Below are 14,909 nucleotides of genomic sequence, written 5' to 3'. Positions count from 1 at the left end.
CAGCCATGGACGCCGCTCGGCGCAAAGGGGAAAGGGAGGAGGCCGGACGGGGTTCCCGGGCCCGTCCGGCCTCGTGCGTTCTTTCCGGTTGTTCTTCCGGTTCTTCCTCGTGGGGGTGCCGGCGCCGGTCCCGCCGGGCCGGCGCCGGCACCCCGGAGGGCCTACAGCGCGGGGTGCGCGTTCTTCATGAGCTCCTGGAACTGGGCCGAGAACCACTGGCCCGAGATCGGGGCGTCCGGCAGCGCGCCCGACATGCTGTTGCCGTTACGGGCGTTGCCCGTGTAGGTCGGGTCGCACATCCGGTCGAAGCCCTTGCCCTCGGTGTTCGGGATCTCCTTCGAGGCGCCGTCGGACTCGCCCGGGGGCTTCATCCAGACGTACGCGTCGATGCCGGCGGCCGGGGCCGCCTGGGGACGCTCGCCGAGGCCCGCTCCGGACTGGTTGCACCAGTTGCCGAGGTGGATGCGCCGGTCGTAACGGCCGCCGTTGACGTAGGTGTCGACGCTGGTCAGCGCACCCGGGCCGGTGGGCCGGGCGGTGCCGCCCCAGCCGTTGCGGGAGGTGTCGATGAGCATGCCGAGCTTGCTGTCGAAGCCGAGGGCGACCAGCTTGTCGCGCATCGCCTGGGCGTAGGACAGCTCGTCGGTGTACTGGTTCCAGTCGATCCACTTCGACGTGCGCACGGAGGCCCCGTTGACGCTGTCGCCGATCTTGAAGTGGTCCTCCTTCAGGGCGCTGTAGTTGGCCGTGTTCACGATGAAGCCGTGGACGTTGGCGACCGTGGAGCCCTCGGCGGTCGCGGCCGTCTTGAACAGCTCGGCGGAGGGACCGAAGTTGGAGTCCCAGCCCAGCCAGCCGTGGTGGCCCGCGTCGACGTAGTTGTAGACGTTGGCGATGGAGCCGAGCTTGTTGAGCGCGTAGCCGACGCCCTTGATGTAGTTGCCGTTCTCCTTCATCACGTTGCAGTTGGCCGTCTCGGTGGGACGCCCGGCGACGTTCGTGACCAGGTTCGGCAGCGAGTCGATCTCGACCGTGGTGACGATCCGCAGGCCCGCGTACTTCGCGTCGCCGAGGATGGCGGCGATCGGGTCGATGTACTGCGTCTTGTACTTGTCGATCTCGGTCGGGCCCAGCTCGCCGTTGGAGGCGAGCGCGGCACAGTCGCGGCCGGGCAGGTTGTAGATGACCAGCTGGACGACCAGCTCGCCGCTGCCCTTCTGCTTCAGGGCCTCGTCGAGGTGGGCGCGCAGGCCCATGGAGCCGTTCGCGCCGTTGATGGCCGCGATGCGGTCCAGCCAGACGCCGGTGGGCTGGTTGGAGATCCGGCTGCCGCCGGGCTCCGCCGCCGCCTTCGCGGACCACTCGGGGTTCACGTACACCTTGGCGCCGGCGTACGGGTTGTCCGCCTTCTGGCCCGGCGGGGTGGTCGGCGGCGTCGTGGGCGGGGTGGTGGGCGGCGTGGTCGGGGGAGTGGTCGGCGGGTCCGTCGGCTGCGTGGTGGTGTTGCAGGTGACGCCGTTCAGCTTGAAGGCGGCCGGCACGGCGTTGGTGCCGCTGTAGGAGCCGTTGAAGCCGAAGGAGGTCGAACCGCCGGTCGCGAGCGTGCCGTTGTAGGACAGGCTCTTGGCGGTGACGGCGGCGCCGGACTGGGTGATGGTGGCGTTCCAGCCCTGGGTGACCTGCTGGTTCCCGGCGTAGGTCCACTCCAGGGTCCACGCGGTCGTCGGGTCACCGGTGTTGGTGACGACGACGTTGGCGCCGAAGCCGGTGTTCCACTGGTTGGTGATGCTGTAGTCGACCTTGCAGCCCGGGGTGGCTGCGCCGGCCGTGGTGCCGAAGACCGTCGCGGTGGCTCCGGTCGCGGTGATGAGGCCGAGTGCCGCCATGAGGGCGGTACGGCTGGTGCGGCTCATGGGAGTGGGGGTTCCTTTCAGGAGGTGAGGGCGCGCAGGTGGTCGCGCAGCCCGGTGCCGAATGCGGTGGGGGTGCCGTCGTACGAAGTGATCAGCGCGGGACCGGAGTTGCAGTTCCAGGTGTTCCAGGTCCAGCCCAGGTACGAGAGCCCGCGGTCGTCGAACCACTTCATGACGCGGTCGATGAACGCGTGTCCGCAGGTGTTCTCACCGATCTCGCCCGCGAGGAGGGGCACTTGGGCGGCCACGGGGGCGAGGGTGTTGTTCCAGCACGTCTCGTCGGCACAGGTGTTGAAGTTGTAGACGTGCCAGGCGGCGGCGAGATTCGCCGCCGGATCCGTGGGGCGGTACGTGAGCCACTGGCTGAGGTCGTTGGAGTACGCGAGGCCGGGCACGAGGACGAGGTTCTTCGCTCCCGTGGCGCGGACCGCGTCCACCAGGTCCTGCATGCCGGCGACCTCGTACCCGATGCCGGGGCAGGTGCCGCCGTCGCGCCAGCAGGTCCATGCCTGGGTCGCGGTGGAGGTCGCCCGGTCCGGATAGGGCTCGTTGAAGAGGTCGAGGACGACCCGCCGGTCGTTCTTGAAGGTGTTCGCGACCGAGGTCCAGAACGCCGGGGTGTACTGGGCGCTCGGCATCGGCTTCTGGCAGGTGGCGTGCACGTCGGCGCAGCCGGCGGAGTTGCCGGTGTACTGGCCGTGCGTCCAGTGCAGCTCGACGACCGGGGTCATGCCGTGGGCCAGGACCTTGGTCACGAGGTCCTTGACGGCGTCGACGTAGTTGGCGCCCCGGTACTCGGGCTTGACGTTGTCCAGGCCCAGCCAGCACTCCTCGTTGAGGGGGATGCGGACCGTGTTGGCCTTCCAGTCGGCGATCGCCCGCACGGAGGCGTCGTCGGCCGGACCGTCCCAGATGCCGTAGCCCTGGACGCACATGAACTCGCCGCCGGAGCGGTTGACACCGAGGAGACGGCGGACCGCGCCGTTCTGGTCGGTGAACTTGTTCCCGGTGACGGAGAGTTCGGGCGCGCCGGTGACGGGCGTCGGCGGCGGGGACGTGGGTGGTGTGGTCGGGGGAGTGGTGGGCGGTGTGGTCGGGGGGTCGGTCGGGGGAGTCGTGGGCGGGGTGGTCGGCCCGTCCACGGTGCAGGGCACACCGCCGAGCGTGAACGCGGCGGGGGCCGTGTTGGTCCCCGTCCACGAGGCGATGAAGCCCGTCGTCGCCTTCGCGCCGGCGCCGAGCTGGGCGTTCCAGCTCTCGTTGGTCACGGTGACGGCGGCGCCGGACTGGGACCACTTGCCGCCCCAGCCCTGGCCGACCTGCTGGCCGGCCGGGAAGGAGAAGCCGAGGCTCCAGCCGTTCAGCGCGGTGCTGTTGTTGGTGACGGTGAGCGCACCCTGGAAGCCACCGGTCCACTGGTTGGTGACCGAGTACTCCACGGTGCAGACGGGTGCGGCCGCGGCTCCTGAGGCCGTACCCACGACGGCGAGCGCGCTGCTCGCCATCGTGACCGCTGCTCCTGCGAGCAGCGCGGTGAGACGTGGGGGATGTCGCATGAGCGAGTCCTCGCAGCGAGGGCACGCCTCTGCGGCGTGCCGACTGGATGGAATCGCTCCCACTGGTCGGGGCAGACCGTAGCGGCAACCCAGGCCAAGCAAAAGAGGAGTTGAGCAAATTCCTCGTCGTTTGCCTTCGACTCTTCACACATCTTGACGTGGTTGCGTCACGCTTGCAGAGTGGGAGCGCTCCCACTGGTTCAGGGCTTGTTCCCCATGCCCGCCCCCCGCACCACCGGGCACCGTCCCCCGCACCACCTCCGCGTCATCCGGGCATGACCCCGCACCACCCGAACGGCCCGCTCTTCGCACACCCCCTACCTCCCGAGCCGCGAGGAGATCCACCCGCATGCCACGCTTGAGACCACCACGCCCACGCAGGAACCTCACCGCCCTGACCGCGGCGCTCTCGCTCCCCCTCGGCCTGCTGGCCGCCGGAGCCGGAGCCGGCACCGCGCAGGCCGCCGCCGTGCAGTGCAGCGTCGACTACAAGGCGAACGACTGGGGTTCGGGCTTCACCGCCGAACTCACCCTGACCAACCGGGGCTCCGCCGCCCTGAACGGCTGGACCCTCACGTACTCCTACACCGGTGACCAGAAGCTCACCAACGGCTGGAGCGGCGTCTGGACCCAGTCGGGGAAGAACGTCACCGTCACCAACGCCGGCTGGAACGGCACGGTCGCCCCCGGCGCCGCCGTCACGGCGGGCGGCCAGTTCACCTACAGCGGCACCAACGCCGCCCCGGTGGGCTTCGCCGTCAACGGCACCTCCTGCACCGGCGCCCACCAGCCGCCGGTCGCCGTCCTCACCAGCCCCGCCGCCGGCGCGGTCTACACCGAGGGCGACGCCGTCCCGCTCGCCGCCACCGCCGCCGCGGCCGACGGGGCCACCGTCGACAAGGTCGAGTTCTACAGCGACACGACCCTCCTGGGCACCGACACCACCGCCCCGTTCACGTACGGCGCGTCCGGCCTCCCCGCCGGCGCCCACTCGCTCTACGCCAAGGCGTACGACAGCCAGGGCGCCTCGGGCGAATCCGCCCCCGTCGGCATCACGGTGGCCGCGGGACCGGCCCTCGTCGCCACCCCGGGCCGGCTGGCCGTCCGCCAGGGCGCCACCGGCACCTTCGACCTCAAACTGTCGAAGGCCCCGGCCGCGAACGTCACCGTCACCGTCGCCCGCACCTCCGGCGTCACCGGCCTGACCGCCTCCCCGGCCACCCTCACCTTCACCCCGGCGAACTGGAACACCGCCCAGAAGGTGACCGTCACCGCGGCCGCCACCGGCACCGGCACCGCCGTCTTCACCGCGACCGCCCCCGGCCACGCCAAGGCCGAGGTCCAGGCCACCCAGCTCGCGGCGGACTCCACCTACGACGCCCGCTTCCTCGACCTGTACGGGAAGATCACCAACCCGGCCAACGGCTACTTCTCGCCCGAGGGCATCCCGTACCACTCCGTCGAGACCCTGATCGTCGAGGCCCCCGACCACGGGCACGAGACGACCTCGGAGGCGTACAGCTACCTGATCTGGCTCCAGGCCATGTACGGCAAGATCACCGGTGACTGGACCAAGTTCAACGGCGCGTGGGACACCATGGAGAAATTCATGATCCCGACCCACGCCGACCAGCCCACGAACTCCTCCTACAACGCCTCGAAGCCGGCCACCTACGCCCCCGAGTGGGACCTCCCCTCGCAGTACCCGGCGAAGCTGGACTCCGGCGTCACCTCCGGATCCGACCCGATCGCGGCCGAGCTGAAGAGCGCGTACGGCACCGACGACATCTACGGCATGCACTGGATCCAGGACGTCGACAACGTCTACGGCTTCGGCAACGAGCCCGGCAAGTGCTCCGCAGGACCGACGGCGACCGGCCCCTCGTACATCAACACCTTCCAGCGCGGCCCGCAGGAGTCCGTCTGGGAGACCGTCACCCACCCCACCTGCGACAACTTCTCCTACGGCGGCAAGAACGGCTACCTGGACATCTTCACCGGGGACGCCTCCTACGCCAAGCAGTGGAAGTACACCAACGCCCCCGACGCCGACGCCCGCGCCGTCCAGGCCGCCTACTGGGCCGACATCTGGGCCAAGGAGCAGGGCAAGGGCTCCCAGGTCTCCACCACCGTCGGCAAGGCCGCCAAGATGGGCGACTACCTGCGGTACGCCATGTTCGACAAGTACTTCAAGAAGATCGGGAACTGCGTCGGCCCGACCGCCTGCCCCGCCGGCACCGGCAAGGACAGCGCCCACTACCTGATGTCCTGGTACTACGCCTGGGGCGGCGCCGTCGACACCTCCGCCGGCTGGTCCTGGCGGATCGGCTCCAGCCACAACCACAGCGGCTACCAGAACCCGCTCGCCGCGTACGCGCTCAGCGAGTACGCCCCGCTCAAGCCCAAGTCGGCCACCGGACAGGCGGACTGGGCCACCAGCCTCGACCGCCAGCTGGAGTTCTACCGCTGGCTCCAGTCCAGCGAGGGCGCCATCGCGGGCGGCGCCACCAACAGCTGGCAGGGCCGCTACGCCACCCCGCCGGCCGGCACCCCCACCTTCCACGGCATGTACTACGACGAGAAGCCCGTCTACCACGACCCGGCGTCGAACCAGTGGTTCGGCTTCCAGGCATGGTCCATGGAGCGCGTCGCCGAGTACTACCAGCAGACCGGCAACGCCGAGGCGAAGACCGTCCTCGACAAGTGGGTCTCCTGGGCGCTGTCCAAGACCACCATCAACCCCGACGGCACCTTCCGCATCCCGTCCACCCTCCAGTGGTCCGGCGCACCCGACACCTGGAACGCGGCGAACCCCGGCGCCAACACCGGCCTGCACGTCACCGTCGCCGACTACACCAACGACGTCGGCGTCGCCGCCGCCTACGCCAAGACCCTCACCTACTACGCGGCCAAGTCCGGCCACGCGGAGGCCAAGCGCGTCGCCAAGGCCCTCCTCGACGGCATGTGGGACCACAACCAGGACCCGCTGGGCATCGCCGTGGAGGAGACCCGCGCCGACTACAGCCGCTTCGACGACCCGGTCTACGTACCGAGCGGCTGGACCGGCGCCATGCCGAACGGCGACACCGTGAACAACACCTCCACCTTCGCCTCCATCCGCTCCTTCTACAAGGACGACCCGGCCTGGCCGAAGATCGAGGCATACCTGGCGGGCGGCGCCGCCCCCGTCTTCACCTACCACCGGTTCTGGGCCCAGGCGGACATCGCCCTGGCCATGGGCTCGTACGCGGAGCTGCTCGAATAACAGCCCGCCCCGCGCGAGGGGCTCCGCGTACGACGAGGCCGGGCGGCCCCCGCTAGGGGTCCGCCCGGCCTTCGGGGTTTTCGGGGGCGGCCGGTGGCCGACGGTCGGCGGACGGCCGGATCCGGGATCCAACCTCCGAGATCCAACCTTCAGGACCCAACCTCCAGGCTCCGAAGCGCAGGATCTCGGATCCAACATCTCGGATCCAACATCTCGGATCCAACATCTCGGATCCAACATCTCGGATCCAACATCTCGGGTCCGAGATCCGACCTTCCGGATCCTGGATCTTGGATGCCGGATCCAACATCCCTGATCCAGGCTCCGGGACACCGGATCCACGATCCCGCCCGCCCCGGTGATCCATTGACCCCGCACCGATCCCCCTCTTACGTTCTCGTCCGGACATGCGGCCGTTGGTCGATATCTCGAACGAGAGGATCCACCGTGTCACCCCCCGAGCACACCGCCCGCTTCACCCTCGATCCAGAGTTCACCGTCGGCCCCGTCGACCCCCGCCTCTTCGGTTCCTTCGTCGAGCACCTGGGGCGCTGCGTCTGCACCGGCGTCTACGAGCCGGGCCGCCCCGCCGCCGACGCGGACGGCCTCCGCGCCGACGTCCTCGGCCTGGTCCGGGAGCTCGGCGTCACGGCGGTGCGCTACCCGGGCGGCAACATCGTCTCCGGGTACCGCTGGGAGGACGGCGTCGGGCCGGTGGAGGACCGGCCGCGCCGGCTCGACGTGGCGTGGCGGACGACGGAGTCCAACCGGTTCGGGCCGGGCGAGTTCATGGGTTTCCTGTGCAAGCCGGGGCCGCGGGCCGAGCCGATGACGGCCGTGAACCTCGGCACCCGTGGCATCTCGGAGGCCATGGGCCGGGTGGAGTACGCCAACCACCCCGGCGGCACGGCCCTCTCCGACCTCGGGACGGAGCACGGTGACGAGGACCCCTTCGGAATCCGCCTGGGGTGCCTGGGCCTGGGCAACGAGACGGACGGCCCCTGGCAGACCGGGCCAGAAGGCGGCGGAGGAGTGCGGCGGGCTCGCCGCGCAGGCCGCCCGCGCGCTCCCCCTCGACGTGGTGCTGCGCGGTTTCGGGCTCGACCGGGTGGTGGAGCACGGCGCGCTCGCCGACCCGGACCCGGAGGCGTGCAACACCCTGGCCGAACCCGGCCGGGTGGTGCCGCACGAGGTGCCCGGCGCGGAGCTCGTGGACGGGGCGCTGAAGGTGGTCCCGGAGCCGCTGCCGGGGAACGTCGTACGACTGGCCTGACCGGCCCCTTTTGAATCCTTTCATCGCGGAGACGCGCTGCGGCCGTTCGAAGCGCTTCGAAAGATCCTGTCCGAAGCGTTGACGTGGCTGACGGGCAACCCTACGGTGACCCAGCAAGCGCTTTCCTGAAACGTTCTAATCACGCGCGGGAGGACGAACTGTGCGTACTCATGGCACTGTCGACCGTCGGAGTCTGCTGAAGATCACGGGTGGCTCGGTGGCGGCGCTCGGCCTGACCGCGGCGGGCTGCGGCGGCGGCTCCGGCTCGGCCGGCGACGGCACCGTCACCATCCGGTACACCTGGTGGGGGTCCGACGACCGCGCCAAGCGGATCAACCAGTCGATCGCCCTCTTCGAGAAGAAGTTCCCGAAGATCAAGGTCAAGACCGACTTCCAGCCGTACGCCGACTTCTGGAAGAAGTTCAACACCCAGGCGTCCGGCGGCAACACGCCCGACGTCTTCCAGAACGCCATCGGCTTCCTGCGCAAGTACGACGCCAAGAACGTCCTCCTCGACCTGCGCGAGCAGGTCGAGGAGGGGCACCTCCGCCTGGAGGGCTTCCGGGCCGGCCTGGAGAAGTTCGGCGAGGTCGACGGCAAGCTGCTCGGCGTCCCCGTCGGCAGCAACTCGATGGCCCTCGTCGTCGACGAGGCCGTCCTCGCCAAGGCCAAGGTCACCCCGAAGCCCGGCTGGACGTGGGACGAGTACCACGACGCCCTGGCGAAGGTACAGGAGACGGCCGGCCGGGCGGGCGACGCCGGACCGTACGGGATCATGTACCTGTACGACCTGTACCTGCGCCAGCAGGGCAAGGCGTTCTTCACCACCTCCGCACTCGGCTTCACCGAGGCCGATCTGACCGACTGGTGGACCAAGGCCGCCGCCCGCGTGAAGTCCGGCGTCTACGCCGACCCCAAGAAGACCATCCAGGCCAAGCCCAAGTCGGCGGTCACCGCCGAACTCGCCGGCTCCGAGTTCACCTGGGACAACTTCGCCGTCCGCTACACCGCCGAGGGCAAGAGCCGCTACGGCCTCGCGCCCATCCCCACCACCGACGGCAAGCGCACCGGCCAGTACCTCGGCTCCCTCATGCTGAGCGCCTCCAAGCGCACCAAGCACCCCAAGGAGGTCGCCCAGTTCATCGACTTCATGGTCCACGACCCCGAGGTCGGGAAGATCATGGGCTACGACCGGGGCGTCCCCGCCACCGAGGCCCAGAACGCCGCCTACGTGCCCTCCGACCCGGTCGGCAAGCAGATCGCCGCCTACGAGAAGCAGCTCGTCGAGAGCCGCGTCCTGGAGCCCATCACCCCGCACCCGGCGGGGGCGGACGTCTGCGAGGCGGCCTTCCTGCGCCTGGCCGAGGAGATGTCGCTGGGCACCCGGACCGTCGAGGACGCGGTGAAGCAGTACTTCACCGAGGCGAAGACGGCCCTCTCCTCCTGATGGACGCCGCCGTGACCACCGTACCGACCCCCGCCGCCGAGGCGGCCCGCCCCGGAGCCGGGGCCCCCGCCCCGGCCCCCGGCGGCGTGCGCCCGCCCCGCGCGGGCCGCGCCTCCCGGCCCCGCGCCGCCCGCCGCGAGAACCTCGCCGGCTACCTCTTCATGTCCCCGTGGATCGCCGGCTTCCTGCTGCTCACCGCGGGCCCCATGGCCGTCTCGCTCTATTTCGCCTTCACCGACTACAACCTCTTCGACGCCCCCCGCTGGATCGGCCTCGACAACTTCACCGAGATGTTCGGGGACGCCCGCTGGCGCACCTCCGTCGAGGTCACCGGCTGGTACGTGGTCATCGGCACCCCGCTGAAACTGGCCGCCGCCCTCGGCGTCGCCCTCCTGCTCAACCAGAGCCGGCGCGGCCAGGGCTTCTACCGGGCCGCGTTCTACGCCCCCTCGCTCATCGGGGCCAGCGTCTCCGTCGCCATCGTCTGGCGCGCCCTCTTCTCCGACGGCGCCGCCGTCGACCGGGCGCAGCAGGTCCTGGGCTTCGACCCCGGCGGCTGGATCGGCGACCCGGACCGCATCATCTACGCCCTGATCGCCCTGACCGTCTGGCAGTTCGGCGCCCCCATGGTGATCTTCCTCGCCGGGCTCAAGCAGGTGCCCCGCGAGCTGTACGAGGCCGCGCAGGTCGACGGCGCGGGACCGTGGCGCCGGTTCTGGTCCATCACCCTGCCGATGATCTCCCCGGTGCTCTTCTTCAACGTGCTCCTGGAGACCATCCACTCCTTCCAGATCTTCGGCTCCGCCTACATCATCGGCAGCCAGGGCAACGCCTGCGGCCCCGCCGACGGCACCCTCGTCTATACCTGTTACCTGTACGTCCAGGGCTTCGAGAACAGCCGGATGGGCCTGGCCTCCGCGATGGCCTGGATGCTGCTGCTCGCCGTCGCCCTCGTCACGGCGGTCCTGTTCTGGTCCCAGCGGCGCTGGGTGCACTACGAGGAGGGGGGCCGATGAGCCTCGTCCACACCAAGGCGCGCCGGTGGAACACCGGTTCCCTCGTCTGGCACCTCGGCTCCCTCGCCGTCCTCGCCGTGGTGCTCTACCCGGTGGTCTGGGTGATCGGCGGCTCCTTCAAGCCGAACGACGAGATCGTCGGCAGCCTGGACCTCTTCCCCACCGACCCCGTCACCGACAACTACCGGCGGCTCGCCGACGGCATCGCCGACATCCCCATCTCCACCTTCTTCGGCAACTCGCTCTTCCTCGCGGTCGGTTCGGTCATCGGCGTGCTGCTCTCCAGCTCGTTCGCCGCCTACGCCTTCGCCAAGATCGACTTCGCCGGGCGGAACCTGCTCTTCGCGCTGATGATCGGCACCCTGCTGCTGCCGTACCACGTGCTGCTCATCCCGCAGTACGTGCTCTTCCAGAAGCTCGAACTAATCAACACCTACACGCCGTTGCTCCTCGGCAAGTACCTCGCCACGGACGCCTTCTTCGTCTTCCTGATGGTCCAGTTCATGCGCGGGCTGCCCAGGGAGCTCGACGAGGCGGCACGCCTGGACGGCTGCGGACACCTGCGGACGTACTGGTCCATCGTCCTGCCGCTGTGCCGGCCCGCCCTCATCACCAGCGCGATCTTCACCTTCATCAACGCCTGGAACGACTTCATGGGCCCGCTGATCTACCTCAACGAACCCGAGAAGTACACCGTCTCCCTCGGCCTGAAGATGTTCGTCGACCAGGACGGCGTCGCCAACTACGGCGGCATGATCGCGATGTCGCTGGTGGCGCTGCTGCCGGTGGTGGCGTTCTTCCTCGCCTTCCAGCGCTACCTGATCGACGGCATGGCCACCTCGGGGCTGAAGTGACCGGGGTCCGCCCGAGGGGCGAGCGCTTCCGGGCCCGGTTCGCGGTCTTCGCCGAGTGCCTGCTGACGGGGGTGTGGATCGCCGTCGCCGCGCTCCCGCTCGTCACCCTGCCGGCGGCGCTCGCCGCCGGCTCGGGGCACCTGCGGCGCACGATCGAGGGCGAGGCGACCGGGGCCCGGTCCTTCGCCGCGGAGCTGCGCGCCGCCCTGCGGGGCGGCGGCTGGGCGGCCGGGCTCGGCCTCTGGGCCGCGTTCGCCCTGGTCCTGGCCGACCTCGCGCTCGTACGGGCGCTGCCGGTGCCCGGCGGCAGGGCGGCCGGGGCCCTCGCGATCCTCGCGGCGCTCTGGCTGACCGTCACCGTGCTCCGGGCGGCCACCGCCTGGCGGCCGGGCTCGGCCTGGCGGGCCCTGCTCCCGCAGGCGGCCCGCCGCGCCCTGCGGGACCCGGCCGGTTCCCTGCTCGTCGTCTGCGGCCTCGCGGTCGTCGCCGTCTCGGCCTGGTTCTCCGCCCCGCTCGCCCTCCCCGCCCTGGGCCTCCTGACCGCCGCCGCCCTGGCCGTCGAACACCGCGCGACCGGCACCGCCGCCACCGCCCCGGCCCGAGCGGCCTGACCTCCCGGGCCTGACCTCCCGGCCTCCCGGGCCGGACCGCCCAGCCTTCCGGGCGGGGCCCCGAGTCGACGGGCCGGTGCGATCCGTACGGCCGGCGAGTCCCCTGCGGGCCGTACGGCACGGCTCGCGGCCCGGCGGGCCCTGCGCCCCTTTCGCGCCCTGGGCCGTCGTCCCTCCCCCTCCGCTCCTTCCCCCTCCCCACGCGCATGCCACGGGCATGCCCTCGAAAGGAGTTTCCGTGTCTTCGATACCCCGCCGTTCCCTCCTCAAGGCGGCCGCCGTCGCCGGGGCCGCCGCGCAGTTCAGCTGGGCGCTCGGGCGGAACGAGGCGCAGGCCGCGCCCGCCGCCGAGGCGCCCGCGGAGGAGCGGCCCGCGAGCATCTCCTGGCTGGAGCCGGGCGGACTCGGCGCCGCCGGCGGTTCCACCTTCGGCGTCGCCTGGCCCAAGGGGGTCCATCCGGCCGACCGCGAGTTCGCGCTCACCGCCGCGGACGGCGCCCCCGTCCCCGTACAGACCTGGACCACCGCCCGCTGGCCCGACGGCTCCCTCAAGTGGACCGCCCACGCGGTCGGCCCCGAGGCGGCGGGCGCCGAGCGCTTCTCGCTGGCCCCCGGCGCGCCCGCGGCCGGCGCGAAGGAGGTCGCCGTCACCGAGACCGGCCGCCGGATCACCGTCGACACCGGCGCCGTCACCGCCGTGCTGCGGAAGGACGGCGGCAAGCTCGTCGAGTCCCTCACCCGCGACGGCGTGAAGATCGCCACGGACGGGCGGCTCGTGCTGCTGCGGCAGGGCGACCTGGACGACGGCGACCAGGGCAACGCCAAGTGGGAGCGGTTCGACGGCGAGATCTCCGGCGCCGTCGTCGAACAGTCCGGACCCGTCCGGGCCGTGATCCGCGTCGACGGCAAGCACCGCAAGGGAAGCCGCAGTTGGCTGCCGTTCTCGGTCCGGCTCTACTTCTACGCCGGTTCCGAGGCCCTCCGCATGATCCACACGATCACCTACGACGGCGACCAGAACGAGGACTTCATCCGCGGCCTCGGCGTCCGCTTCACCGTCCCGATGCGCGACGCCTTCCACGACCGGCACGTCCGCCTCGCCGGCGAGGGCTCCGGCTTCCTCACCGAGGCCGTCCGGGGCATCACGGGACTGCGCCGCGACCCCGGCGCCGCCGTCCGCGCCGCCCAGGTCAAGGGCGAGAAGCTGCCCGACCCGGCCACCTGGGACCAGCGCGTCACCAGCCGCCTCCCGTACATCCCCACCTGGGGCGACTACACCCTCTCCCAGCTCTCCGCGGACGGCTTCTCCCTCCGCAAGCGCACCAGGCCCGGCCACGGCTGGATCGCCGCGGGCGGCGGCCGCCGCGCGAGCGGCTTCGGATACGTCGGCGGTGCGAGCGGCGGACTCTCCTTCGGTCTGCGGGACTTCTGGCAGAAGCACCCCGCCCAGCTCGACATCCGCGGCGCCGCCGGCGACGAGGCCGAGGTCACCCTCTGGCTCTGGTCGCCCGAGGCCCAGCCCATGGACCTGCGCTTCTACCACGACGGCATGGGCCAGGACACCTTCCCGGAGCAGCTGGAGGGCCTCAACATCACCTACGAGGACCACGAGCCGGGCTTCGGCACCCCCTACGGCATCGCCCGCACCAGCGAGCTGATGTTCTGGGCCAACGCCGCCACCCCGACCGCCGCCGCCCTCGTCGCCCAGGCCGCCGCCGTCCGCGTCCCGCCGCAGCTCGCCGCGAGCCCCGAGGACCTGGTCCGCGCCCGCGTCTTCGGCGGCCTCTTCTCGCCCGTCGACCGCTCCACCCCGGCGAAGGCGAAGATCGAGGACCGGCTCGACTACCTCTTCGCGTACTACAAGGACCAGGCCGAGCAGCGCCGTTGGTACGGCTTCTGGGACTACGGCGACATCATGCACACCTACGACGAGGACCGGCACCAGTGGCGGTACGACGTCGGCGGCTACGCCTGGGACAACTCCGAACTCTCGCCCGACCTCTGGCTCTGGTACGCCTACCTCCGCTCCGGCCGCGCCGACGTCTTCCGCTTCGCCGAGGCCATGACCCGCCACACCGGAGAGGTCGACGTCTACCACCTCGGGCAGTGGGCGGGCCTCGGCACCCGGCACGGCGTCCAGCACTTCGCCGACAGCGCCAAGCAGCAGCGGATCTCCACCGCCGTCTACCGCCGCCCCTACTACTTCCTCACCGCCGACGAACGCGTCGGCGACCTCATGCACGACCAGGTCGACTCCGACGAGACCTTCCTCGTCCTCGACCCCATCCGCAAGATCCGCACCGAGCCCTACACCCCCGACCGCCACGCCCTCTCCGTCGGCTTCGGCACGGACTGGAGCGGCCTCGCCGCCGGCTGGCTCACCGAGTGGGAGCGCGGCGGCCCCAAGGCCGCCAAGGCCGAGGCCCGGCTGCGCTCCACGATGGAGACCATCGCCGCCCAGCCCAACGGCTTCGTCCAGGGCACCGGCCTCTACGACCTCGACACCGGCCGCTTCGCGATCGCCGACCGGCCGGCCGTCGGCGTCTCCCACCTCTCCGCCATGTTCGGCCTCGTGGAGATGTGCGCCGAGCTCATCGACCTCGTCGACATGCCGGCCTTCAAGAACGCCTGGCTCGACTACTGCCGCTACTTCAACGCCTCCAAGACCGAGCAGGCCGCCCGCTACGGACAGAACTTCGGTACCCTCCTCCTCTTCCAGGGCCACTCCCGCCAGGACGCCTACGCCGCCGCCCAGCTGAACGACGCCAAGCTCGCCCAGCGGGCCTGGGCCAGGTTCGACAAGAGCGACGGCTACACCTCCGCCATGGTCTGGGACAAGACGCCCGTGCAGGGCCCGGCCGCCCTCGAACCCGGCTACGAACACCTGTGGATCAGCACCAACACCACCGCCCTCTACGGCCTCGCCGCCATCCAGAACCTCGCCCTCGTCGGCGACCACCTCCCGAACTGACCC

8 protein-coding genes and 1 pseudogene are annotated in these 14,909 nt (G+C 70.9%); 7 read left to right on the top strand and 2 right to left on the bottom strand.

The genetic code is table 11. The features are described from left to right. Nucleotides 1-161 precede the first annotated feature (161 nt). Both IE326_RS38160 and IE326_RS38155 read right to left on the bottom strand, forming a co-directional pair. Complete coding sequence (locus tag IE326_RS38160) at nt 162-1,913, bottom strand: glycoside hydrolase family 6 protein (RefSeq protein WP_190044829.1); 1,752 nt, start codon at nt 1,911-1,913, stop codon at nt 162-164. A 17-nt stretch (nt 1,914-1,930) separates the two neighbouring features. Continuing rightward, complete coding sequence (locus tag IE326_RS38155) at nt 1,931-3,469, bottom strand: cellulase family glycosylhydrolase (RefSeq protein ID WP_190044828.1); 1,539 nt, start codon at nt 3,467-3,469, stop codon at nt 1,931-1,933. Between the two features lie 349 nt (nt 3,470-3,818). Between IE326_RS38155 and IE326_RS38150 the strand changes: the two genes are divergently transcribed. The 7 genes and pseudogenes from IE326_RS38150 (at nt 3,819) to IE326_RS38120 (ending at nt 14,906) form a co-directional block, all read left to right on the top strand. Beyond that, entirely contained in the window at nt 3,819-6,734 is a 2,916-nt protein-coding gene (locus IE326_RS38150; RefSeq protein WP_190044827.1) for a glycoside hydrolase family 48 protein, read from the top strand. Between the two features lie 447 nt (nt 6,735-7,181). Continuing rightward, nucleotides 7,182-8,007 (top strand): annotated as a pseudogene (locus IE326_RS38145) (alpha-L-arabinofuranosidase family protein). A 160-nt stretch (nt 8,008-8,167) separates the two neighbouring features. Further along, nucleotides 8,168-9,454 (top strand): ABC transporter substrate-binding protein, encoded by a 1,287-nt coding sequence (locus tag IE326_RS38140; protein ID WP_190044826.1) that lies wholly within the window; start codon nt 8,168-8,170, stop codon nt 9,452-9,454. Continuing rightward, a complete protein-coding gene (locus IE326_RS38135) occupies nt 9,454-10,470 on the top strand; it encodes a carbohydrate ABC transporter permease (RefSeq protein WP_373310394.1) in 1,017 nt (338 codons plus the stop codon). The genes IE326_RS38140 and IE326_RS38135 overlap by 1 nt, the downstream gene beginning before the upstream one ends. Further along, nucleotides 10,467-11,324, top strand: a complete 858-nt coding sequence (locus tag IE326_RS38130; RefSeq protein WP_150234630.1) for a carbohydrate ABC transporter permease — start codon at nt 10,467-10,469, stop codon at nt 11,322-11,324. Before IE326_RS38135 ends, IE326_RS38130 begins: the two co-directional genes overlap by 4 nt. Then, nucleotides 11,321-11,935 carry a hypothetical protein gene (locus IE326_RS38125; protein WP_190044824.1) on the top strand — a complete coding sequence of 205 codons (615 nt, stop codon included), beginning with the start codon at nt 11,321-11,323 and terminating at the stop codon, nt 11,933-11,935. Before IE326_RS38130 ends, IE326_RS38125 begins: the two co-directional genes overlap by 4 nt. Before the next feature lie 238 nt (nt 11,936-12,173). Next, complete coding sequence (locus IE326_RS38120; RefSeq protein WP_190044823.1) at nt 12,174-14,906, top strand: exo-rhamnogalacturonan lyase family protein; 2,733 nt, start codon at nt 12,174-12,176, stop codon at nt 14,904-14,906. Nucleotides 14,907-14,909 lie beyond the last annotated feature (3 nt).

It is taken from the genome of Streptomyces filamentosus (assembly GCF_014654895.1).
Taxonomy (GTDB): domain Bacteria; phylum Actinomycetota; class Actinomycetes; order Streptomycetales; family Streptomycetaceae; genus Streptomyces; species Streptomyces filamentosus.
The sequence above is the reverse complement of the archived record's forward strand: the minus strand, read 5'-3'. Positions and strand labels throughout refer to the sequence as shown.